This window comes from Aliirhizobium wenxiniae (assembly GCF_019511445.1).
Classification (GTDB): domain Bacteria; phylum Pseudomonadota; class Alphaproteobacteria; order Rhizobiales; family Rhizobiaceae; genus Neorhizobium; species Neorhizobium wenxiniae_A.
This window is the reverse complement of sequence record NZ_JAEUAN010000002.1, coordinates 15958-37879: the sequence shown is the minus strand read 5'-3', so window position 1 is coordinate 37879 and position 21922 is coordinate 15958. Positions and strand designations below refer to the sequence as shown.

The window sequence follows — 21922 nt, the reverse complement described above, 5'->3', positions numbered from 1 at the left end:
AGGATTGGAACCGGGAACATTGGAAAAACGTTATCTGCCCATCGCAATCAAGGACACAAATCCATGCTGAAATGGGCTCTCATTTTCCTCGTCATTTCCCTGATTTCGGGCTTCCTCGGTTTCTCGGGAGTTTCCGCGGCAACGGCAGGCATCGCCAAGATCCTGTTCTTCCTGTTCCTCGTCATCTTCCTGATCTTCCTCGTGCTCGCGCTGATGGCTGGCAGTGCAATCATGTGACGGTGGGCATGTGACCGCCGGACACCCTCCCAAACAGCAAAGCCGCCCTTGTGGGCGGCTTTCGCATGTTGAGGTGAAGCTATCAGGATTTCATCGCCCCGGATGTTTCTGGGCGAAGACAAGCAATTGCCAGACGACCGGCCCCAGAAGCGAATGTTCGTGATGGCTTTTCGGGATCGCAGTACCCTTGTCGACGACGATCTCGTCGCCACAAGCCCGGCAGCGATAGATGCCTGCATTGGTAACGGGCTGTCCAGGCTTGTAATCCTGGTCAAAGGCCCATGAATTGGCCTGAACGAGGCGCTCAGAATATTTGTACTGTGCCATCCTGCTTCTCTCGGGTCGATGCCTCTGTTGCGTGGAAGACTGCCCAAAACAAATGACCAAACAGTAATTTAGGCGCGAGGGTTTGCAGATTTTTTGCTTTTTTGCAGGTTTCGTCGCTACAGGATCGCATAGGTATTCGACATTAAGGATGCGGTTCGATTTGTTGTCGTTCCGCAGAGGCGGACAGAGTTTGTCGATAGGTGCGATATGCGTCGTGACGTTTTCAGGAGATAATTGATGAACGTCAGCAAGTCTGCCGAAGGCGATAAGCCACCGCCGAAGCGAAAGCCGATATGGCCGTGGCTTATTGCTCTGCTTCTCACGCTGGCGGCAATTTATGCTCACCATCGGATATCACTGATGATCGATGATCTGGCGCAGATGGCGAGAGATTTTGTCCAGTTTGCGAGGTGGATTCTGACGAAGCTGGAGGGATAAGCGGAGAGTGGGCAGAGCTGGCCGGAGTTGGCTCGCCCAGTCGGTTCGACCGAACCTCGGGCTCTATCTACGGGTCTTCCGGAAATGCAAAAGGCCCTGTGAGAACAAGGCCTTGCGAAGTTTCGGATGGTGGGCGTGACAGGGATTGAACCTGTGACCCCTACGATGTCAACGTAGTGCTCTCCCGCTGAGCTACACGCCCATCCGATGTCGGCGCATAGACCATAGTGTGATCGGGCCGTCAACTGGCTTTTTGGAAGAAATGCGAAGTTTTTTTGACGGGCCCGGATTTCCGGGGTTTTGTGTCTGTGGATGAGCAAGTGTGGGTGCCGAGAGAGGTAATGTGCTGATCCTAAAACGCAAAAGGCGCCAGAAGGGGCGCCTCGATTATTCGTCTGATTCTGAAAAAATGTTTTCAGGCCGCTGCGAGCATCTTGTTTACTTCGTCGACCAGGTCGCGAAGGTGGAAGGGCTTGGACAGGACCTTTGCGTCCTTCGGTGCCTTCGAGTCAGAGTTCAGTGCAACGGCGGCAAAGCCGGTGATGAACATCACCTTGAGGTCCGGGTCGAGTTCGGTGGCGCGACGGGCAAGCTCGATGCCGTCCATCTCCGGCATGACGATGTCGGTCAAAAGCAGCGAGAAGGGCTCTTCACGGAGCCGGTCATAGGCGCTGGCGCCATTGTCGAAAGAGGCGACCTTGTATCCCGCCTTTTCCAGTGCCTTCACCAGAAAACGGCGCATATCGTTGTCGTCTTCGGCGAGAAGGATTTTCTGTATCATCGTCGGGACCGTATCCGTGCATGCCTGAGGTTGTATGAGCCTTCCATAATGCCAGCTTACGGTAAATTTCCGTTTAACCGACGCGGAACGGCGTTTGGTGGGATATACATAGTATGGACTTGGCGTCGGGCAACTGGCAACATGCCACATTAGACTTGTTCGTGACATGGTAAAGGCAGGATGGATCAGTCCGCGGGAGATTTTCGGGAGTTTGAAGTCAGGGAACCGGCGGCGCAGACAATTCCATTCGTCTTCAATTCACCGCATAGCGGCAACCATTTTTCTGTGGATTTCCTGGCGAGCAGCCATCTGGACGCGCTTTCGATCCGGCGTTCCGCCGATCACTACGTTGACGAGCTCTTTGCTGACGCCCCTGAACTGGGAGCTCCGCTTCTTGTTGCACACTTTCCGCGTGCATATCTCGATGTCAACCGCGAGCCTTACGAATTGGACCCGCGGATGTTCGACGGGCCGCTACCTCCCTATGTCAATATAGGCTCGATGAGGGTCGCAGGGGGGCTCGGAACGATCCCGCGCATCGTTGCGGAGAACATGGAAATCTACCGCAAGCGGCTTTCCGTCGATGAGGGGCTGTCCCGTATTGAGACGATCTATAAACCTTATCACGCTTGCCTGCGCAAATTGATCGCGCGCACCCATGCCCGCTTCGGCATGGGTATTCTGATCGACTGCCATTCGATGCCGGGAAATATCCGTCTCTCGGGTTCGGATGTGCGGCCGGATTTCATCATCGGCGACCGCTACGGGACCAGTGCGTCGGCGGAGCTTTCGCGCGCTGCGCTGCATTTCTTCGACGAGATGGGTTTTTCGGCCGTGCGCAACAAACCTTATGCGGGCGGGTTCATCACCGAGCATTACGGTCGGCCGGTTCGCGGCCTGCATGCGCTGCAGATCGAGATCAACCGCAGCCTCTATGTCGATGAGGTGACGCTGGAGAAGAAGGCGGAGTTTCCGCTGGTGGCTGCTGCGCTTTCCACGTTCATGCGGCAGATGGCGGAGTTCGTCGGTGAATTCGCCGATGACGCAGGTGCGCTCGCGGCCGAATAGCCGCGTTTCCTCAAATCACAGGTCTTTCCATAAAGCGTGGGCTGTCGTCGGCCTTTGCCGTTCTGCGGGCAAAAAAAACCGCGCTCATCGCGCGGCTAAGTCTAGGGAGGAAACACCCAAGGAGGGTATTTACAGTCAAAGACTGTGATTAGGAGATTAGGGCTGGTTATGCACATTTGTCAAGCATATTTATGATGTGATTAAATTTGCGTCATTTTTGGGCTTTCTGATTAAGCTCGCGGCATTAAAAGCGGTTTTCTTTGGCAATAAGAGGTCCTAAGAAGGATGCTTCCTGTTCCTGCCATGCATTTTGATCTCCCAAGCCAAGGACTTATCGATGTTGCCAGACCGCGATTTTTTCAACGCACTTGCCGATGCCGCCAAGGGTGAGACGCTGCCGCGGTTCCGCACCGGGATTTCTGTCGTCAACAAGTTGGCCGGAGGGTTCGATCCCGTGACGGAAGGCGACCGGGCCGCGGAGACGGCTATCCGGGCGCTGATCCAGGAGCGTTTTCCCGAGCATGGCATACTCGGCGAAGAGCATGAGAACGTCGGGCTTGATCGCGAGCATGTCTGGGTGATCGATCCGATCGATGGAACGCGGGCGTTCATTTCCGGCCTGCCTGTCTGGGGAACTTTAATCGGGTTCCGTTCCAATGGGCGTGCAACCATGGGAATGATGGATCAGCCGTTTATCGGCGAGCGTTATTTTGCCGACGGTAACCGTTCCTTGTATTCGGGGCCGGATGGCGAGCGGCAGATTTCGGTGCGCGATTGCGGGTCGCTTGCCGATGCCATCCTGTTCACGACCTCACCGCATATCTTTCAGGGCGATGACCTGAAGCGCTACCGCGCCGTCGAAGAGAGGGTGCGTCTGTTCCGCTATGGCTGCGATTGTTATGCCTATGCGCTGCTTGCTGCGGGACATGTCGATCTCGTCGTCGAAAACAGCCTTCAGCCTTACGACGTCGGGGCGCTGATCCCGATCATCGAGCAGGCCGGCGGGATCATCACGACCTGGGACGGCGGTCGGCCGGAAAATGGTGGCAATATCATCGCTGCTGGATCCAAAGCTGTTTACGATGAGGCGATGGCGCTGCTCGCCGGACGCTAAAGAGAGGGCTTCAGGCGGCGGTTTCGGTCATTTCGAGGCCGCCATCCAGGCCCGGCATGAAGGTCTCGATCGCATCCATGGCCTGGGCGCGATAGATATCCTTTTCCTGAAACAGCTCGTGCCTGCCGCCGGTGACGGGGATGAGTTGCCCGGCGCGAAAATTCCGCGACAGGTTTTCCTGCAGGCGGTAGGGCACGACGCCGTCGAGCACGGGTGCCAGGATCAGTGTCGGGATGGTGATTTCCATCAGGTGCGACTGCAACGAAACGCGGGAGGCCGCTTTCAATGTCTCGTGGACCCATCGTGCCGTCGGAGCGCCGACCGTCAGGTCCTCGAAGGTTCGATAAAGTTCGAGATTGCGCTCAAAACGCTTTCGGTCGCCGGTCAGGCCGTTGCCCTCGAAGGGGATCAGTCGGCGGTCTCCGCCGAGTTGGACACCGCCGAAACCGGTCCACGACATCAGTCGCGCCAGGGGGCGAGCGAATTTTTCCGAAGCCGGCTGGCCGTGGAAGCCGACATAGGGCGATGCCAGCGCCATCCGGCTGATCCGGTTCGACAAGCGCGGTGCGGCGGAAAGGGCAATCAGCGCGCCGGTGGAATGGGCGACAAGGAAGAAGGGCAGGCGGGCATCCGGCAATACGACCTGTTCCAGAAAGATCTCGAGATCCTTCTCGTAATCGGAAAAGCGCTGGACATGTCCCTTTTTGCCGTCTTTCTTCAACCGGTCAGAGCCGCCCTGTCCACGCAGGTCATAGGTCGCGACCCAGAGGCCCATGGCGTTCAGCTGACGGATGGTCTCGAAATATTTTTCGATGAATTCGTTGCGACCCTGCAGCAGCACGATTGTGCCGCGCGCCGGCACGATATCCGAGCGGAAGAGCCCGTAGCGGATTTTTACGCCGCGATGACCGGTAAAGTAGCCCGCGGAGTAATTGTCCGGCGCCGGGTTTTCCGGCGTGGGGCGAAGGATGTCGTGGCTGATTTGGTTCTCGCTCATGATTTCAGCGTTAGGCGAGTATGGTGATAGGTCAAGCAAAATCGCTTCTGTCGCCATTGCAGCTTTTGGTTGGGCCGCGCGTCTCGGGCGTGGTGGGGCCGAATTTGCCGATCGTTCTTATGGAAAAGAAGGCCGGAACCGGCGACACGGGGATGACAGCGCGGTTCCGGCAAGGCTGGCCGAAGCGAAGGGACGAATGCTGCTTCGGTCCATGGAGGCATGCCGCCTTCCAGAACTTATTTCTATCAAGCTGGTGCTGAACCCCGGCAAAACCGATCATTCATGCGGCATTCATTGGTCAAACAACCCGGATGCATGGGGGTCTTGAAGGGCGTCGCGGCAATTCCCATCTTCACTCTGCAGGCGCCGAAAGGGTCTGTTCAACGGGGTCTTCATCGCCATTACGGGATGTTGATGCCCACATGAAAACCGCAACGTCGCTTCAATGGAGGACATTATGCGTCACGTCGATTTCTCTCCCCTCTACCGCTCCACTGTCGGTTTCGACCGCCTTTTCAATCTTCTCGACAATCGCAACTTTGGCGATCAGGGGCAGAGCTATCCGCCTTATAATATCGAGCGGACCGGTGAAAATACCTATCGCATCACCATGGCCGTCGCCGGTTTCGACGAAAAGGAACTGTCGATCGAATTCCAGGCCCACGCGCTCACCGTGAAGGGTGAAAAGGCCGAGGAAGATGGTGCCGATCAGAACGAATATCTCTATCGCGGCATTGCCAAGCGCGCCTTCGAGCGGCGCTTCCAGCTTGCCGATCACGTCGAAGTCGAGACCGCTTCGCTGAAGAATGGATTGCTTCACATCGACCTCGTCCGGAATATTCCGGAAGCGATGAAGCCCCGCCGTATTTCGATTGCAGCCGAAGCCGGCGACACGGCCAAAACGATCGAAGCCCAGCTTGCTCCGCAGCAGGTAAACTAACGCTTTCGTCCTCTGATCCTCCCATCAAGGACTTCTAGCCGACGCCCCTTCCGGAAACGGGAGGGGCGTTTTTGTATCCGGCACCGATCAGGCCGCTACCGGTTCCGCCTTCACTTCCTTTGCCTTCAGCCGCTCGGCGTATTTTTGCGCGAGCACTGCGCAGGTCATCAGCTGGATCTGGTGGAAGAGCATGATCGGCAGAACGATTGCACCGATCGATGCAGAACTGCCGGAGAAGATCGCGTTTGCCATCGGCACGCCTGATGCCAGCGACTTCTTCGAGCCGCAGAAGGTGATGGTGATTTCGTCTTCCTTGCTGAAGCCGAGCAGCCTGCTGCCGAACATGGTGATGCAGAGTACGGCGGCGAGCAGGACGATATCGAGGCCGATGACGACGGCGATATCGGTGATCGAGAAGGTCTTCCAGATGCCTTCGATGACGGCCGTCGAGAAGGCGAGATAGACGACCATCAGGATAGAGCCGCGATCGAAAGGCATCAGCAGCGTCTTCTTCGAGCGGATCCATTTGCCGATCCAGGGCTGCAGGATCTGGCCGAGAATGAAGGGGGCGAGCAGCTGCAGCGCAATCTTTTCCAGAGCATCAAGCGAAACGCCGCCGCCGCCCGTCGTCGACAGGAGCAGTGCGATGAGGGCAGGGGTCAGGAACATGCCGAGAATGTTGGAGCCGGATGCGGCGACGATGGCGGCCGGGACATTGCCGCCGGCCATCGAGGTGAAGGCGATCGATGACTGCACGGTCGAGGGCAGGACGCAAAGGAACAGCATGCCGAGATAGAGCGGTGCGGGCAGGATGCTTTCAGGAATGAAGCCGAGAGCTAGGCCGAGGATCGGGAAGACTGCAAATGTGGTGAGCACGATGGTCAGGTGCAGGCGCCAGTGCAGAACGCCGGCAACCACGGTGTCGCGGGCTAGGCGCGCGCCATGCAGGAAGAACAGCAGCCCAATGGCAATATCCGTTGCAATCGCGAACCACTCTGCCCAGGTGCCGTAAATGGGAAAGAAGGATGCGAGGATCACGGTTCCCAGCAGCATCATCGTATATAGATCGGGCAGAAAGCGCTTCATCACATGCTCCGCGGGCCTTGGCCCTTAAGGGTAGGAAGATTGCGATTTCTGTTATCGCAAAGTAGAATGCAAGAACTAACAGTTATCATGAATTGCGATGGCGATGCTGAACCTTCATCATCTCGACAGTTTTCTCATGTTGCAGCGGACCGGCAGTTTTACCGAGGCCGCAGCAAGGCTCGGGGTCGGGCAATCGACCGTGACGCAGCATATTCAGCGGCTGGAGAAATCGCTGGGACGTCAGCTTGTGTTTCGCGATACGCATCAGGTGAGGCTGACTGCCGATGGCGAGGCGCTTGTCGGTTATGCGCGGGGAATGCTCGATCTCAATGGTCAGGTCCTGTCGCTTTTCGGTGAAAGCCGGCTGCGGGGGCGGCTGAGGCTGGGTGTGTCGGAAGATGTCGTTGCCAACCGGCTGACGGGGATTTTGGAGGATTTCATTCGTCTCCATCCGCTGGTCGATCTGGAGTTGACGGTGGCGCTCTCGGCCGTTCTCAACCAGATGCAGGATGCCGGTGATCTCGATCTCGTGCTGGCCAAGCGCCATGTCGGCGAAACGCATGGCAAGCTTCTCTATCGCGAGCCGCTGGTCTGGCTTGCGCGTGATCCGCACTTCGCTCCGGCCAGGGATGTGGTTCTGCCGTTGATCGCATTTCCGCCACCCTCGATCACCCGTCGTGTAGTGCAGGAGGCGCTGGACCGGGAGAAGCTCGCGTGGCGGGTCGTCTGTACCTGCGGCAGCCTGAGCGGGCTGACGGCTGCGGCGCGTGCGGGCATGGGAGTTATGGTGCAGCCGCGCAGCATGGTGCCGGAAGGCCTGCGGGAAATTGCCGGCGATCGGCTGCCGAGGCTGGAAGATGTGGAGTTCGTCCTGATCCCGCGGCGCGGCGCCGATGCGGTGATGGTCGAGGCTCTGTCGAGCCTGATTGCGGCACGGATCGTCCCGCAATCGATTTAGGGATCGAGTTTAGTCTTAAGCCGAGGCGCAGATAGACAGGAACTGGTCGACATCCTCTTCGGTCGTCGCAAAGGAGGTGACCATGCGGATCAGGGCTTCGTCCTTGCGGACCTTTTCCGGCATGTCGCGCGGTTCCAGCCAGTCGTAGAATTTTGCACCCTGTTCGGCTGCTGCCTTGGCGGAGGCTTTGGGCAGGACGGCGAAGACTTCGTTCGCTTGCGTCGGCCATGCCAGGCGGGCGCTGTTGAGCGAGCCAAAGCCTGTGCGCAGGCGGTCAGCCATCGTATTGGCATGCTTGGCCAAGTCCAGCCAGAGGTCGTCCTGCAGATAGGCTTCAAACTGGGCCGCGATGAAGCGCGACTTGGAGAAAAGCTGTGCGGTGCGCTTGCGCAGGAAGGCGAAGTCCCTGGCAAGCTGTGGGTCGAAGAAAACGATGGCTTCAGCGCACCAGCAGCCATTCTTCGTGCCGCCGAATGACAGGACATCGACGCCGCGCTTCCAAGTCATTTCCGCTGGCGTGCAGCCGAGAGAAACGAGAGCATTGGCAAAGCGCGCGCCGTCCATGTGCAGCGGCAGGCCGTTCTGCTTTGCGATTTTCGAGATCGTGTCGATTTCGTCGAGCGTATAGATGGTGCCGACTTCGGTTGCCTGGGTCATGGTGACGGCGGCAGCGCGGCCATGGTGAACGGCGTCCTGAGGATAGCGTGCAATCCGTTCGACGAGATTTTCCGGCAGCATCTTGCCGGCCGGGCCTTCGACGCCAACCATGCGCATGCCGGAGAAGAAGTCCGGCGCGCCGCATTCGTCTTCGATCACATGCGCTTCGGTGTGGCAGAAGGTCAGGCCGCCGGCGCGGGCGATGCTGGCAAGCGAAAGCGAATTGGCAGCCGTGCCGGTGGCGACGAAAAAGACCGCGACCTCTTTTTCAAAGATCTCGTTGAAGCGCTGCTCGATGGAGCGATCCAGATCGCTCGTTCCATAGGCTGCGGCGAAACGAGTCGATTCCTTCGACAAGCGTTCGTTGATGGCAGGATGGGCTCCTGCCCAATTGTCGGAGGCGAAGAACATGAATTGACACCTTGGGGTGGTTGGGAGGTGCCGGGAGATTAAGACTTTTTCGCTTTCGTGCAACGGTAAAGCCTGCCTCCGATGGGTGGACCTATTCGCATGGCAATGAAAGGGTTTATCGGATCGGCTTTGCGTAATTAAATTACTCAAACCTAGTTGTTTTGCGTAACGGACTGTCGCGTCGCCTACAGATTTTTGCAGACACACCCTTGTGAGAACGTTAAAATCATGCGATATCAGATTGAGAAATAGGTCAGCTTTTCTGTCCTAATTTATCCGGCGATCAGCTTTTAACTCGTGTCGAGCCGCCGAATTTGACGCCGATCTGGTTTGGGCTTCGAGTCATTATTGGCTCTCGGCCTGATGCTGGAGCGGCGCCGTTGCGTGACTGGTGATGGCGCTGTCATCTCCAGGATTTGATGGGATGCCACCTTGCTCGCTGAAGATAGCGGCCAACAGGAGGAATGACGATGACGAAGAAGGTTCTAGATCAGCACTGTCCCACCGACATAGCCTCGGCGAAAGCCGTGGAGGGTGTGCCTTTCGTCGCGTCCGGCATTCCTGCCGCCCAGGGTCTTTATGATCCGCGCAACGAGCATGATGCCTGCGGCGTCGGCTTCATTGCCAATATGAAGGGCCAGAAGTCGCATCAGATCGTCAAGGACGGCCTGTTCATCCTCGAGAACCTGACGCATCGCGGTGCTGTCGGTGCCGACCCTCTGATGGGTGACGGCGCAGGCATTCTGGTGCAGATCCCGGATCGGTTTTTCCGCGAAGAAATGGCCAAGCAGGGCATCACGCTGCCGAAGGCCGGCGAATATGCTGTCGGTCACTTCTTCCTGCCGCGCGATGCCGAGCAGATCGAGCATTTCAAGAAGGTCATCATCGATGTGATCGCCGAAGAGGGGCAGCAGTTCCTCGGCTTCCGCGATGTGCCGGTCGATAATTCATCGCTCTCGAAGGCGCCGGATATCGCGGCGACCGAACCCTATCACCTGCAGGTCTTTATCGGTGCAGGGCGCGATGCCGCGACCAATGCCGAGTTCGAGCGCCAGCTCTTCCTCGTCCGTAAGGTGATTTCCAACCGTATCTATGACCAGTTCGGCGGACAGGAAACCGGCTTCTACCCGGTTTCGTTGTCGTCCTCGACCATCGTCTACAAGGGCATGTTCCTCGCCTATCAGGTCGGCGCGTATTATAAGGACCTTGCCGACCCGCGTTTCGAGACGGCGGTCGCACTGGTTCACCAGCGTTTCTCGACCAACACCTTCCCGTCCTGGAAGCTGGCGCACCCGTACCGCATGGTTGCGCATAACGGCGAAATCAACACGCTGCGCTCCAACGTCAACTGGATGGCGGCGCGTCAGGCTTCAGTGTCTTCGCCGCTCTTCGGCGATCATATCTCCAAGCTCTGGCCGATCTCCTATGAAGGCCAGTCGGATACGGCCTGCTTCGACAATGCGCTCGAATTCCTGTTGCGTGGCGGCTATTCGCTTGCACATGCGATGATGATGCTGATCCCTGAGGCATGGGCCGGTAACCAGTCGATGTCGAAGGAGCGCAAGGCGTTCTACGAATATCACGCTGCCCTGATGGAGCCGTGGGACGGCCCCGCTGCCGTCTGCTTTACCGATGGTAAGCAGATTGGTGCTACGCTCGACCGTAACGGTCTGCGTCCGGCCCGTTATCTCGTGACCGACGATGATCGCGTCATTCTCGCATCGGAGGCCGGTACGCTGCCTGTGCCGGAAGATAAGATCATCAAGAAGTGGCGTCTGCAGCCGGGCAAGATGCTGCTGATCGACATGGAAAAGGGTCAGATCATCTCCGACGAGGAGCTGAAGACGACGCTTGCAACCCGTCACCCTTACGAAAAGTGGCTGGATCGCACCCAGCTTATCCTCGAAGATCTGAAGCCGGTGGAGCCGCGCGCGCTGCGTCGCGACGTCTCGCTGCTCGATCGCCAGCAGGCTTTCGGTTATACCTCGGAAGACACCAAGATCCTGATGTCGCCGATGGCGACGACCGGTCAGGAAGCGGTAGGTTCGATGGGAACCGATACGCCGATCTCGGCGATGTCGGAAAAGTCGAAGCTGCTCTACACCTATTTCAAGCAGAACTTCGCGCAAGTGACGAACCCGCCGATCGACCCGATCCGCGAAGAGCTCGTCATGAGCCTCGTGTCCTTCATCGGTCCGCGTCCGAACATTCTCGACCATGAAGGCATGGCGAATGCCAAGCGTCTGGAAGTGCGCCAGCCGATCCTGACCAATGGCGATCTGGAAAAGATCCGTTCGATCGGCCACACGGAAGACCGCTTCGACACCAAGACGCTCGACTTCACCTATGACATCGAGCGCGGCGCCGAAGGCATGCCGGAAATGCTCGATCGTCTCTGCGAGCGCGCCGAGGCTGCGGTCAAGGGCGGCTACAATATCATCGTCTTGTCCGACCGCCAGATCGGCCCGGATCGCATCGCCATCCCTGCGCTTCTGGCGACGGCTGCCGTGCACCATCACCTGATCCGCAAGGGGCTTCGCACCTCGGTCGGTCTGGTCGTTGAATCCGGCGAGCCGCGCGAGATCCATCACTTCTGTCTTCTGGCCGGTTACGGCGCGGAAGCGATCAACCCCTATCTCGCCTTCGACACGCTGACCGACATGCATATGCGCGGCGAGTTCCCCAAGGAAGTCGATGCCGGCGAGATGGTCTATCGCTATATCAAGGCGGTCGGTAAGGGCATCCTCAAGGTCATGTCCAAGATGGGCATCTCGACCTACCAGTCCTATTGCGGCGGCCAGATTTTCGATGCGGTCGGCCTGAATTCCGAGCTGGTCGACAAGTATTTCTTCGGCACGGCGACTTCGATCGAAGGCATCGGCCTCACCGAAATCGCCGAGGAAACCGTCAGCCGCCATGCATCGGCCTTCGGCAAGGATCCGGTTCTCGCCTCGTCGCTCGATATCGGCGGCGAATATGCCTACCGCATGCGTGGCGAAAGCCACGCCTGGACGCCTGATGTCGTTGCGACCCTGCAGCACGCCGTTCGCGGCAACAGCCAGGATCGCTACCGCGAGTTCGCCCAGATGGTGAACGAGACCTCGGTTCGGATGAACACGATCCGCGGCCTGTTCAAGATCAAGTCGGCGGAAGCGCTCGGCCGCAATCCGGTGTCGCTCGATGAGGTCGAGCCGGCTGTCGATATCGTCAAGCGGTTCTCGACAGGTGCGATGTCCTTCGGCTCGATTTCCCGTGAGGCGCATACGACGCTCGCGATCGCCATGAACAAGATCGGCGGCAAGTCGAACACCGGTGAGGGTGGCGAAGAGAGCGATCGTTACCTGCCGCTGCCCGATGGTTCGATGAACCCGGAACGTTCGGCGATCAAGCAGATCGCGTCCGGCCGCTTCGGCGTCACGACCGAATATCTGGTCAATGCCGACATGCTGCAGATCAAGGTGGCGCAGGGTGCAAAGCCCGGCGAAGGCGGTCAGCTGCCCGGTCACAAGGTCGATGCGACCGTCGCCAAGACCCGTCACTCGACGCCGGGTGTCGGCCTCATCTCGCCGCCGCCACACCATGACATCTATTCGATCGAAGATCTGGCGCAGCTGATCTACGACCTGAAGAACGTCAACCCGACTTCGGATATCTCGGTCAAGCTGGTGTCTGAAGTGGGCGTCGGCACGGTTGCCGCCGGTGTTGCCAAGGCGCGCGCCGACCATATCACGGTTGCCGGTTTCGACGGCGGCACGGGTGCGTCGCCGCTCACTTCGCTCAAGCATGCCGGTAGCCCATGGGAGATCGGCCTTGCCGAAACCCAGCAGACGCTGGTGCTGAACGGCCTTCGTTCGCGTATCGCCCTGCAGGTCGATGGCGGACTGAAGACCGGTCGCGACGTCATCATCGGTGCGCTTCTCGGGGCCGACGAATTTGGCTTCGCGACGGCCCCGGTCATCGCTGCCGGCTGCATCATGATGCGCAAGTGCCATCTGAACACTTGTCCCGTGGGCGTTGCCACCCAGGACCCCGTTCTGCGCAAGCGCTTCAAGGGTACGCCGGAACACGTCATCAACTACTTCTTTTTCGTCGCCGAAGAAGTGCGCGAAATCCTGGCCTCGCTCGGCTTCACCAAGTTTGACGACATTATCGGCCTTTCCGACCTGCTCGAGAAGGATGAGATGTTGGCGCACTGGAAGTCTCAGGGCCTCGATTTCTCAAAAATCTTCCATAAGGTGGAAGCTCCGAAGGCTGCCACCTATTGGACCGAACGCCAGAAGCATCCGATCGACGATATTCTCGACCGCAAAATGATCGAGAAGTCTGCCGCGGCGCTTGAAAGCAAGGAGCCTGTGGTCTTCGAAGTACCGATCAAAAACGTCGACCGTTCTGCCGGTGCGATGCTTTCGGGTGAACTTGCCAAGCGTTGGGGTCAGAAGGGTCTGAAGGACGACACGATCCATGTGACGCTGACGGGTACCGCCGGTCAGTCCTTCGGCGCCTTCCTCGCCCGCGGCATCACTTTCGATCTCGTCGGCGACGGCAACGACTATGTCGGCAAGGGCTTGTCGGGTGGCCGGATCATCGTGCGTCCGCCGGAAAACTCGAAGATCGTCGCTGAAAACTCGATCATCGTCGGCAATACTGTGCTTTACGGCGCGACGACGGGCGAGTGCTATTTCCGCGGCGTCGCCGGCGAGCGCTTCTCGGTGCGCAACTCGGGTGCGATCGCGGTTGTCGAAGGCGTGGGTGACCATGGCTGCGAATACATGACCGGCGGTATCGTCGTCGTTCTCGGCGAAACGGGCCGTAATTTCGCGGCCGGCATGTCGGGCGGTGTCGCCTACGTGCTGGACGAGAAGGGCGATTTCGCCAAGCGTTGCAACATGGCGATGGTCGAGCTCGAGCCGGTTCCGGAAGAAGACGACATGCTGGAGAAGCTGCATCATCACGGCGGCGACATCATGCACAAGGGACGTGTCGACGTTTCCGAAGACATGACGCGCCACGACGAAGAGCGTCTCTATCAGTTGATCTCCAACCACATGCACTACACCGGTTCGACCCGCGCCAAGGATATCCTTGATCGCTGGAGCGAGTTCCGGCCGAAATTCCGCAAGGTCATGCCGGTCGAATATCGCCGCGCGCTGGTCGAGATGGAACGCATGCGGATGGGCGTCGCAGCGGAGTAATTTAAAGGATGGAAACATTGTGATATGACATTGTCATATCACAATGTGGAGGTGCCGATGTTTCCTTCGGTTAAGGAGCGGAAAGCCAAAATATTCAAGAACGGCAGAAGCCGGGCTGTGCGGATACCGAGTGACTTTGCCCTTCCGGGCGAGGAAGTGATTATCCGGCAAGAACAGGATGGAGTGATTACCATTCATCCTGCTCGGGCCAAGCGGTCGCCGGGCGAATTGGTCGAATGGCTCCGGGAGCGAGCCGAAATCGGGGCTGAATTTCCCGATATCGATGATCTCCCGCTCAAGCCAATCGATCTGGATCTGCCGGAATGAGTTACCTCCTCGATACGAACGTGATCTCGGATCTGATCCGAAATCCATCGGGGCGAGCAGCCACTAGGGTGGTCGGGCTCAGCGAGGGCGAACTCAGGACAAGCATCATCGTAGCGGCGGAGCTTCGCTACGGTGTTGCAAAGAAAGGGTCGCAGCGTCTGGCTGATCTTGTGGATTCGGTTCTTGCCGATTTCGAGATCCTGCCATGGGAGGCACCTGCCGATATGCATTACGCATCGGTTCGCCACGGATTGAGCCGCAGCGGATTGCTTATCGGTGACATGGATATGCTGATCGCAGCACATGCGCTCTCGTTGGATGCGGTGCTGGTGACGGACAATGAGAGAGAGTTTTCCCGCGTGTCGGGATTGAAGGTTGAAAACTGGCTGCGCTAGCCACGGATAAGAGGTCAATGATGCGTGTCGTGCATGGGGCCGTGTCCATTGTGATAGCCGCAGCCGTTCCAGCCGCAGTTTATCTAACCGGCAATATTGTCGGATTGGAATTCATCTTGTGGGTGCGGTCATAGGCCTCGCCTACTGGTATTGGGGGCCTCTGGGCCTGCCATTTTGAAGAGGGAATGACATGGGCAAGGTAACGGGTTTCATGGAAATCGACCGGCAGGTGGGCAAGTATCAGCCTGCGTCGGATCGTATCCGCCATTTCCGCGAATTCACCATTCCGATGTCGGATGCGGAAGTGACCAAACAGGCGGCCCGCTGCATGGACTGTGGCATCCCCTATTGCCATGGCCCGACCGGCTGTCCCGTGCATAACCAGATCCCGGACTGGAACGATCTGGTTTATAACAACAAGTGGGAAGAGGCGATCCGCAACCTCCATTCCACCAACAACTTCCCGGAATTCACCGGTCGCGTCTGTCCCGCGCCGTGCGAGGAAGCTTGCACGCTGAACCTTGAGGATGCGCCGGTCGCGATCAAGACGGTCGAGCAGGCGATTGCCGACAAGGCCTATGAGCTTGGTTATATCGTGCCGCATCCGGCAACGGTGAAGACCGGCAAGAAGGTTGCCGTTATCGGCTCCGGCCCTGCCGGCATGGCTGCTGCCCAGCAGCTGGCCCGCGCCGGTCATGAAGTGCATGTCTATGAGCGTGAAAGCAAGGCCGGCGGCCTGCTGCGCTACGGCATTCCTGACTTCAAGATGGAGAAGAATTTCATCGACCGCCGCGTCGAGCAGATGACCGGCGAAGGCGTGACCTTCCATTACGGCGTCAATATCGGCGTCGACAAGAAGGTTGAAGAGCTGACCGCCGAGCATGATGCCGTCGTCTATTGCGGTGGTTCGGAAACTCCGCGTCCGGCGGGCATTCCCGGTGCTGACCTGCATGGCGTCTATGATGCCATGCCGTATCTTGTGCAGCAGAACCGTCGCATCGGCCGCGAGAACATCGACAGCGTTGCCTGGGCGGCCGAGCCGATCCTGGCCGGCGCCAAGCATGTCGTTGTCGTCGGTGGCGGCGATACGGCGTCGGACTGTGTCGGCACGGCTTTCCGCCAGGGTGCCGTCAAGGTAACCCAGCTCGACATTCGTCCGCAGCCGCCGGAAAAGGAAGACAAGCTTGCCGTCTGGCCGTTCTGGGCGACCAAGATGCGTACTTCGTCGTCGCAGGCCGAAGGTGCGATCCGCGAGTTCCAGGTGGCGACGCTCGAATTCATCGGCGAAGATGGTCAGCTGACCGGCGTGCGCTGCTGCGAAGTGGATGAACGCCGCAAGCCGATCGCCGGAACCGACTTCATCATCAAGGCCGATCTCGCCTTTATCGCCATCGGCTTCTCCGGTCCGATGAAGGACGGCGTGCTCACTGAACTCGATGGCAAGCTCGAGATCAATGTCGACCGTCGCGGTTCCACCAATGTCGTTGCCAATGAGCGCGACTACAAGACTTCGGTCGACAAGCTGTGGACGGCCGGTGACGTGCGTCGCGGCCAGTCGCTGGTGGTCTGGGCGATCCGCGAAGGCCGCCAGGCTGCCCGGGCGATCGATGAGGCGTTGATGGGAAGCACTGTCCTGCCGCGCTGAACGACATCTTTTGTCGTCAAAGCAGAATAGTCGAAGACGCCGTTCTCCCTTCGTGGAAAGCGGCGTTTTTCTTGTCTGGCCGCTTTCTGATGCGGTTGGGAGACGTCGCATTCCTTTCGAAATTTGACACGTATCAAGGGAGCGGAAACCTGAACATGCGACGGGTCGATCAAGACGCCTGATAAACGTCAAAATTCGAGACGCCCCGAGGACATGTGACTATGCGTGTGAATGTTCCTGCTATTTTTCGCTATTTCAAAGAGATGGTTCCGTTCCGGATCATTCCGGCGATCATCACGACACTCTTTCTCCTGACACTTCTGGCGATCCCCGCACCGACCGGCCTTGATGAAAACGGCTGGAAGATGCTGGCGATCTTCCTCACCACGATCCTGGCGATCATCCTGAAGGTAATGCCGATCGGCGTCATGGCGCTGATGGCCATCGTCATCGTTTCGCTGATGCAGGTGACCTCGCCGACATCGAAGGGCGCGGTTGCCGATGCGCTGAGCAGCTTTGCCAACCCGCTGATCTGGCTGATCGTGATTGCCGTCTTGATCTCGCTGGGTTTGCGCAAGACCGGGCTTGGCCGTCGTCTCGGCCTCGGCTTCATTGCGCTTCTCGGCAAGCGGACGATCGGCATCGGTTACGGGCTGGTCTTCTGCGAGCTGATCCTCGCGCCGTTTACGCCGAGCAATACTGCTCGTGGCGGCGGCATCATCCACCCGATCATGAAGTCGATCGCCAACGCCTTCGATTCGGATCCGGCAAAGGGGACACAGGGCAAGGTCGGTACCTATCTGGCGCTGGTGAACTACCATGCCAATCCGATTTCGTCGGCCATGTTCGTGACCGCGACCGCGCCGAACCCGCTTGTGCTCGAATATATCTCGAAATCGACCGGCGGCGCGATGCAGCTGACCTGGGTCAGCTGGGCACTGGCGATGTTCGTGCCGGGCCTCGTGGCACTCATCGTCATGCCGCTCATCCTTTACATGATCTCGCCTCCGGAGCTGAAGCGCACACCCGACGCCATCGACTATGCCAAGAAGGAGCTGGCCGCGATGGGGCCTCTTTCGGGCAAGGAAATGGTGATGATCGGCACGTTCGTCATGTTGCTTCTGCTCTGGGCCAACGTTCCTGCGATGATTTTCGGCGCGGCCTATACGCTCGATCCGACCGTGGTCGCGGTGCTTGGCCTGTTTGCCCTGCTGATTACCGGTACGCTCAACTGGGATGATATCCTGTCGGAAAAGAGCGCCTGGGATACGCTCATCTGGTTCGGTGCGCTCGTGATGATGGCCGACCAGTTGAACAAGCTCGGCGTGATCGGCTGGTTCTCGAACGGCATGAAGGACATGATCTCGCATGCCGAACTGAGCTGGCAGATGACGGCCGCGATTCTGGTGCTGATCTTCACCTTCGCGCACTACATGTTCGCCAGCACCACCGCGCATGTCAGCGCCATGATGCTCGCCTTCCTCACCGTCGGCGTGATGCTGATCCCGGCTGAATACCATGCCGTCTTCCTGCTGATGATGGCCGCAAGCTCGTCGATCATGATGACGCTGACCCACTATGCGACCGGCACCTCGCCGATCATCTTCGGCAGCGGTTACATCACCATGGGCAGGTGGTGGGGCATCGGTTTCATCATGTGCCTCGTCAACCTCGTCATCTTTGCTGGCGTCGGCGCGATCTGGTGGAGAGCGCTGGGCTACTGGTGATCGGCTGGAAACACGGAACATGAAAGACGACAGGCGCCTTCAAGGGCGCCTGTTTTTATTGTGTCTTCGAGATCTTGTAGTTGTCGATGCGCCCGGTGGGCGGCGGGTCCATCTCGCCGCGTTTGACGAGCTTCTCCCTTGGAGACTGGGAGAGAGCACTGGTCGATGGGATGGCTCCCAAAAGTTCCTTGCCACCATCGAGGTCGGGATCGGAAAGGCTGATCGGCAGAGCCGGGAGTACCTTGTTGGGATCTGCCGGAAGGTTGAGATCGGGAAGGGTGCCGGGACCGATGTTCACCAGCTCCGGGCTTGCCATGTCGCCCAGGTGGCGGCGCGCCAGCTTCTCGACATAGAATGCCAGTTTCTGCTTGCCGGCTGCGGTGAAGGTAATGCCATCGGCGCCACGCAGACGAACCTGCTGGCCGTTGACGTCGGAACCGGTCAGAATGAACTTGCCGTCTTCATCGACGAACCCGTCCCAAATGTCGACGAACTCGCCGCCTACTTCTTCCGTTCGGGAGCGGTAGATGGCGTTGAGCTTGACGGCATCGGCCATCATAGACGGTGACTGGAAGGAGGGCAGGCCGACCCAGAGGAGTGGCAGCTTGCGGCTCGTCACGATGCGGGTGACTTCCGTCACACGGCGCCGGTATTCACCGAACCATGCATCGGTCGCGAACTTTTCCTTCGCGCCTGATGTCATCTGCTGCCGGTCGTTTGCCCCGATCATGACGACCACGATTGCCGGCTTGGCTTCGTCGATGATGCCGGGCAGTTCTTTCAGCCAGTCGTAATGGTCGTCGCGGACAAGGCCTGACGAGCCGTCGCTGCGTGTAAACACGGCAACACCGGGTGATGCTTCGAATGTCGTCTCCAGCTCACCGCCGATACTGCCGGCGAAAAAGTCGCCGACAACGAGGATCTTGCGGGCTTTTTCCAGCTTTGCGACCGGATCGGGTTTTGGCGGGGCGAGCGGTATCGGAGGCCGCGGGGCGGCCGGCCTTGCCGCACCGCGATTGCGCTCCCGGCGCGGCGCCATCTCAATGATCGAGCCATTGCGGCGGTTATAGCGGACCGGCGGTTCTTCTCTCTCATAACGAGGGCCGCCGAAAAGGAGATCGAACAGATTGCGGCGTCTGACCGGCTCCTGTGCATCGGCTGTAACAGGAAAGCTGCCGACCATGAGGACAGCCACCAGCACGCCGCAACCGACGCGCCGAACAAGGCTTTTCTCCATGGTTCCAACAGGCATTGTTACGAATCCCGACGGGCTATCACAGTCACGAATTTTGCGTCCGCCGGCTCACATGTCAACGCAAGGCACGAAGCAGTGTCTGCGACGGTTCGCCGTTCTGGTCCATGCCCAGGCGCTTCTGTATCGCCGAGATTGCGGCCTTGGAGCCAGAGCCGAAATTGCCGTCGACTTCGCCGTCATAATAGCCGAGTTCCTTCATCCGGCTCTGAAGCTCGAATTTTTCCTTGATATCGAGCGTGCCGTGCGGACGCGGCCATGACTGCTGCATGCCGCCATAACCGGCGATCTCGTCGGCAAGAAGCCCGACGGCGAGAGCATAGCTGTCTGCCGCATTGTATTTCTTGATGGTGAAGAAGTTTTTCATCATCAGGAAGGCCGGGCCATTGGAACCGCCCATCAGCTTGAGGCTCGCGCGGTCTGTGCCGCGCGGAAAACCCTTGCCGTTCGGACGGACGAAACCGAGTGCCGCCCATTGGGCAAGCGTCTTTGTCTGGCCTTCGTATTTGGCGGCACCAGAGGGCAGAACGGCTTCGTAACCCCAAGTCTTGCCTGTGGTCCAGCCGTTCTTGGCGAGAAGGTTGGCGGAGGTTGCCAGCGCATCGGGGATCGAATGCCAGATATCGCGCTTGCCGTTTCCATCCGCATCGATTGCGTAAAGCAGATAGCTGGTCGGGATGAATTGCGTATGTCCCATCGCCCCAGCCCAGGAGCCGGTCAACTGTTTGGGGGTGACATCGCCGGCCTGCAGGATCTTCAAAGCTGCGATCAGCTGCGTGCGGGCGAATTTGGCGCGCTTGGGGTCCGCCCATGCGAGGGTGGCGAGTGCCTGGGGTACGTGATGAAGCCGTTCCGGCTTTTCCAGCACCGCGCCATAGTTGGATTCCATTGACCAGATGGCGAGCAGGATGTGCTTGTCGACACCGAAATGACGCTCGATGGCGTTCAGCGTGCCGCCGTGACGGGCAGCCATCTGCCGGCCGACCTGCACGGTATAAGGGTTGACGCGGCTATCGAGATATTCCCAGATCTGCGACTTGAACTCAGGCTGGTACTGCGCCTTCTGCAGCGCTTCCGGATCCGGTTCGTTGATGCCGGCAAAGGCTTTCTGGTAGGTCGAGCGGGTGATGCCACTTTTAGCTGCCGTCTCGTAGAAATCTGCAACCCATCTCTTGAAACCTGCATCAGCCTGGGCATTTAACGGCATCATGACCGTCAGTCCGGCGGCGAGCAGGAGAGCAAGGCTACGTGAACGGGTGCGGAATTTTGTCATAGGCAGTCGTATCCATTCCTTCATGCGCCATTCATGGCGTGTCTGGTATGCGGCTCAACGATGTCTTAACAAAATAGAGTCAACAAATTCTTTACCATAGATCACGGGTTCGTGGGAGCCTTTTGCTAAACGGTAGCAATTGCACACTAGAACCCCGAAGGTTTCATATCCGCACAATGAAGTGCATTCAGGAGGCATGAGTGTCTGAACAGCGTAAGATCCGCAAAGCAGTATTTCCGGTTGCCGGGCTCGGCACGCGTTTTCTTCCGGCGACCAAGGCCGTTCCGAAGGAAATGCTGACCGTCGTCGACAAGCCGGTCATTCAGTATGTGGTGGATGAAGCGGCTGAAGCCGGCATCGAGCATTTTGTTTTCGTCACCGGTCGCGGCAAGGGCGTGATCGAGGATTATTTCGATATCCAGTTCGAGCTGGAGCAGATGCTGCGCGAGCGCAACAAGAACGCCGAACTGACGCTTCTTTCGCATATCCTGCCGAAGGCCGGTACCGCCAGCTTCACTCGCCAGCAGGTGCCGCTCGGTCTCGGTCACGCCGTATGGTGCGCACGCGATATCGTTGGCGACGAGCCTTTCGCGGTGCTCTTGCCCGACATGATCATGTCGTCGGAAAAGAGCTGCCTCAAGGGCATGGTCGAGCTTTACGAACAGACAGGCGGTAACGTTCTCGCCGTCGAGGAATGTGATCCGGAACAGGCGCATAAATACGGTATCGTCGGCAAGGGTGCCGACGTCGGCAATGGCGGCTTCAAGATCACGGAGATGGTCGAGAAGCCGGCCAAGGGTACGGCTCCGTCGAACTTCTTCATCAACGGTCGCTACATCCTGCAGCCCGAGATTTTCAAGATCCTGGAAACACAGGAGCGCGGTGCAGGCAACGAAATCCAGCTGACGGATGGCATGCTCGCGCTGGCCCAGAACCAGGAGTTTGCGGCCTATCCGTTCACCGGTGAGACCTATGATTGCGGCGCCAAGGATGGCTTCATTCTCGCCAACCTCGCATTCGCCCTGCAGCGCCCGGATATCCGTCCGGCGATCGAAGGTCCGCTGAAGGCGCTGGCTGCCAAGCTGAAGTAAGGTCTG

The 21922-nt window shown here is 58.6% G+C and carries 20 protein-coding genes and 1 tRNA gene; 13 read left to right on the top strand and 8 right to left on the bottom strand.

The window, feature by feature from the left end:
* The first annotated feature begins 63 nt into the window (after positions 1-63).
* Positions 64-237, top strand: a complete 174-nt coding sequence (locus tag JNB91_RS02460) for a DUF1328 domain-containing protein (RefSeq protein ID WP_112457707.1) — start codon at positions 64-66, stop codon at positions 235-237.
* A 90-nt stretch (positions 238-327) separates the two neighbouring features.
* On the opposite strand, the gene JNB91_RS02455 is transcribed toward JNB91_RS02460, so the two are convergent.
* A complete protein-coding gene (locus JNB91_RS02455) occupies positions 328-564 on the bottom strand; it encodes a hypothetical protein (RefSeq protein ID WP_220323937.1) in 237 nt (78 codons plus the stop codon).
* Positions 565-801: 237 nt separating this feature from the next.
* Between JNB91_RS02455 and JNB91_RS02450 the strand changes: the two genes are divergently transcribed.
* Positions 802-1002: a hypothetical protein gene (locus JNB91_RS02450; protein ID WP_220323936.1), complete on the top strand. Its 201-nt coding sequence runs from the start codon at positions 802-804 to the stop codon at positions 1000-1002.
* A 127-nt stretch (positions 1003-1129) separates the two neighbouring features.
* Here JNB91_RS02450 and JNB91_RS02445 read toward each other — a convergent pair.
* Together JNB91_RS02445 and cpdR1 are read right to left on the bottom strand one after the other, a co-directional pair.
* Positions 1130-1204: transfer RNA gene (locus JNB91_RS02445), tRNA-Val, on the bottom strand.
* Between the two features lie 213 nt (positions 1205-1417).
* Positions 1418-1783, bottom strand: a complete 366-nt coding sequence (gene cpdR1 / locus JNB91_RS02440; protein WP_112457710.1) for a response regulator CpdR1 — start codon at positions 1781-1783, stop codon at positions 1418-1420.
* A gap of 180 nt (positions 1784-1963) precedes the next feature.
* Here cpdR1 and JNB91_RS02435 point away from each other — a divergent pair, with 180 nt between their 5' ends.
* Together JNB91_RS02435 and hisN are read left to right on the top strand one after the other, a co-directional pair.
* Complete coding sequence (locus JNB91_RS02435; RefSeq protein ID WP_220323935.1) at positions 1964-2851, top strand: N-formylglutamate amidohydrolase; 888 nt, start codon at positions 1964-1966, stop codon at positions 2849-2851.
* 337 nt (positions 2852-3188) lie between these two features.
* Entirely contained in the window at positions 3189-3965 is a 777-nt protein-coding gene (gene hisN, locus JNB91_RS02430; RefSeq protein ID WP_220323934.1) for a histidinol-phosphatase, read from the top strand.
* 10 nt (positions 3966-3975) lie between these two features.
* On the opposite strand, the gene JNB91_RS02425 is transcribed toward hisN, so the two are convergent.
* Positions 3976-4962: an alpha/beta fold hydrolase gene (locus JNB91_RS02425; RefSeq protein WP_223218028.1), complete on the bottom strand. Its 987-nt coding sequence runs from the start codon at positions 4960-4962 to the stop codon at positions 3976-3978.
* Here JNB91_RS02425 and JNB91_RS02420 point away from each other — a divergent pair.
* Together JNB91_RS02420 and JNB91_RS02415 are read left to right on the top strand one after the other, a co-directional pair.
* Positions 4934-5290: a hypothetical protein gene (locus JNB91_RS02420; RefSeq protein ID WP_220324272.1), complete on the top strand. Its 357-nt coding sequence runs from the start codon at positions 4934-4936 to the stop codon at positions 5288-5290. The two genes, JNB91_RS02425 and JNB91_RS02420, sit on opposite strands and share 29 nt — an antisense overlap.
* Before the next feature lie 129 nt (positions 5291-5419).
* On the top strand, positions 5420-5902 hold the full coding sequence (locus tag JNB91_RS02415) for an Hsp20 family protein (protein WP_220324248.1): 483 nt from the start codon (positions 5420-5422) through the stop codon (positions 5900-5902).
* A gap of 87 nt (positions 5903-5989) precedes the next feature.
* Here the strand turns inward: JNB91_RS02415 and JNB91_RS02410 are convergent, their stop codons facing one another.
* Entirely contained in the window at positions 5990-6988 is a 999-nt protein-coding gene (locus JNB91_RS02410; protein WP_220323932.1) for a bile acid:sodium symporter family protein, read from the bottom strand.
* A 103-nt stretch (positions 6989-7091) separates the two neighbouring features.
* Between JNB91_RS02410 and JNB91_RS02405 the strand changes: the two genes are divergently transcribed.
* Entirely contained in the window at positions 7092-7946 is an 855-nt protein-coding gene (locus tag JNB91_RS02405; protein WP_220324247.1) for a LysR family transcriptional regulator, read from the top strand.
* A gap of 15 nt (positions 7947-7961) precedes the next feature.
* Here the strand turns inward: JNB91_RS02405 and JNB91_RS02400 are convergent, their stop codons facing one another.
* Positions 7962-9014, bottom strand: coding sequence for a threonine aldolase family protein (locus tag JNB91_RS02400; RefSeq protein ID WP_220323931.1), 1053 nt, complete (start codon positions 9012-9014; stop codon positions 7962-7964).
* Positions 9015-9478: 464 nt separating this feature from the next.
* Between JNB91_RS02400 and gltB the strand changes: the two genes are divergently transcribed.
* From gltB to JNB91_RS02375, 5 genes are all read left to right on the top strand, one after another.
* Positions 9479-14206: a glutamate synthase large subunit gene (gene gltB, locus JNB91_RS02395; protein ID WP_430736232.1), complete on the top strand. Its 4728-nt coding sequence runs from the start codon at positions 9479-9481 to the stop codon at positions 14204-14206.
* A 57-nt stretch (positions 14207-14263) separates the two neighbouring features.
* The gene (locus tag JNB91_RS02390) at positions 14264-14533 is read left to right on the top strand and encodes an antitoxin (protein ID WP_223218026.1); all 270 of its coding nucleotides are present in this window, start codon (positions 14264-14266) and stop codon (positions 14531-14533) included.
* Complete coding sequence (locus JNB91_RS02385; protein WP_220323929.1) at positions 14530-14928, top strand: type II toxin-antitoxin system VapC family toxin; 399 nt, start codon at positions 14530-14532, stop codon at positions 14926-14928. The genes JNB91_RS02390 and JNB91_RS02385 overlap by 4 nt, the downstream gene beginning before the upstream one ends.
* Before the next feature lie 190 nt (positions 14929-15118).
* Positions 15119-16573: a glutamate synthase subunit beta gene (locus JNB91_RS02380; RefSeq protein ID WP_220323928.1), complete on the top strand. Its 1455-nt coding sequence runs from the start codon at positions 15119-15121 to the stop codon at positions 16571-16573.
* Positions 16574-16794: 221 nt separating this feature from the next.
* On the top strand, positions 16795-18300 hold the full coding sequence (locus JNB91_RS02375; protein WP_223218025.1) for a DASS family sodium-coupled anion symporter: 1506 nt from the start codon (positions 16795-16797) through the stop codon (positions 18298-18300).
* 55 nt (positions 18301-18355) lie between these two features.
* Here the strand turns inward: JNB91_RS02375 and JNB91_RS02370 are convergent, their stop codons facing one another.
* Positions 18356-19537 (bottom strand): SGNH/GDSL hydrolase family protein, encoded by a 1182-nt coding sequence (locus tag JNB91_RS02370; protein WP_223218024.1) that lies wholly within the window; start codon positions 19535-19537, stop codon positions 18356-18358.
* A gap of 73 nt (positions 19538-19610) precedes the next feature.
* Complete coding sequence (locus JNB91_RS02365) at positions 19611-20825, bottom strand: lytic murein transglycosylase (protein ID WP_220323926.1); 1215 nt, start codon at positions 20823-20825, stop codon at positions 19611-19613.
* Positions 20826-21025: 200 nt separating this feature from the next.
* On the opposite strand from JNB91_RS02365, the gene galU reads away from it, so the two are divergent.
* Positions 21026-21916, top strand: a complete 891-nt coding sequence (gene galU, locus JNB91_RS02360) for a UTP--glucose-1-phosphate uridylyltransferase GalU (RefSeq protein ID WP_220323925.1) — start codon at positions 21026-21028, stop codon at positions 21914-21916.
* The last annotated feature ends 6 nt before the right edge of the window (positions 21917-21922 follow it).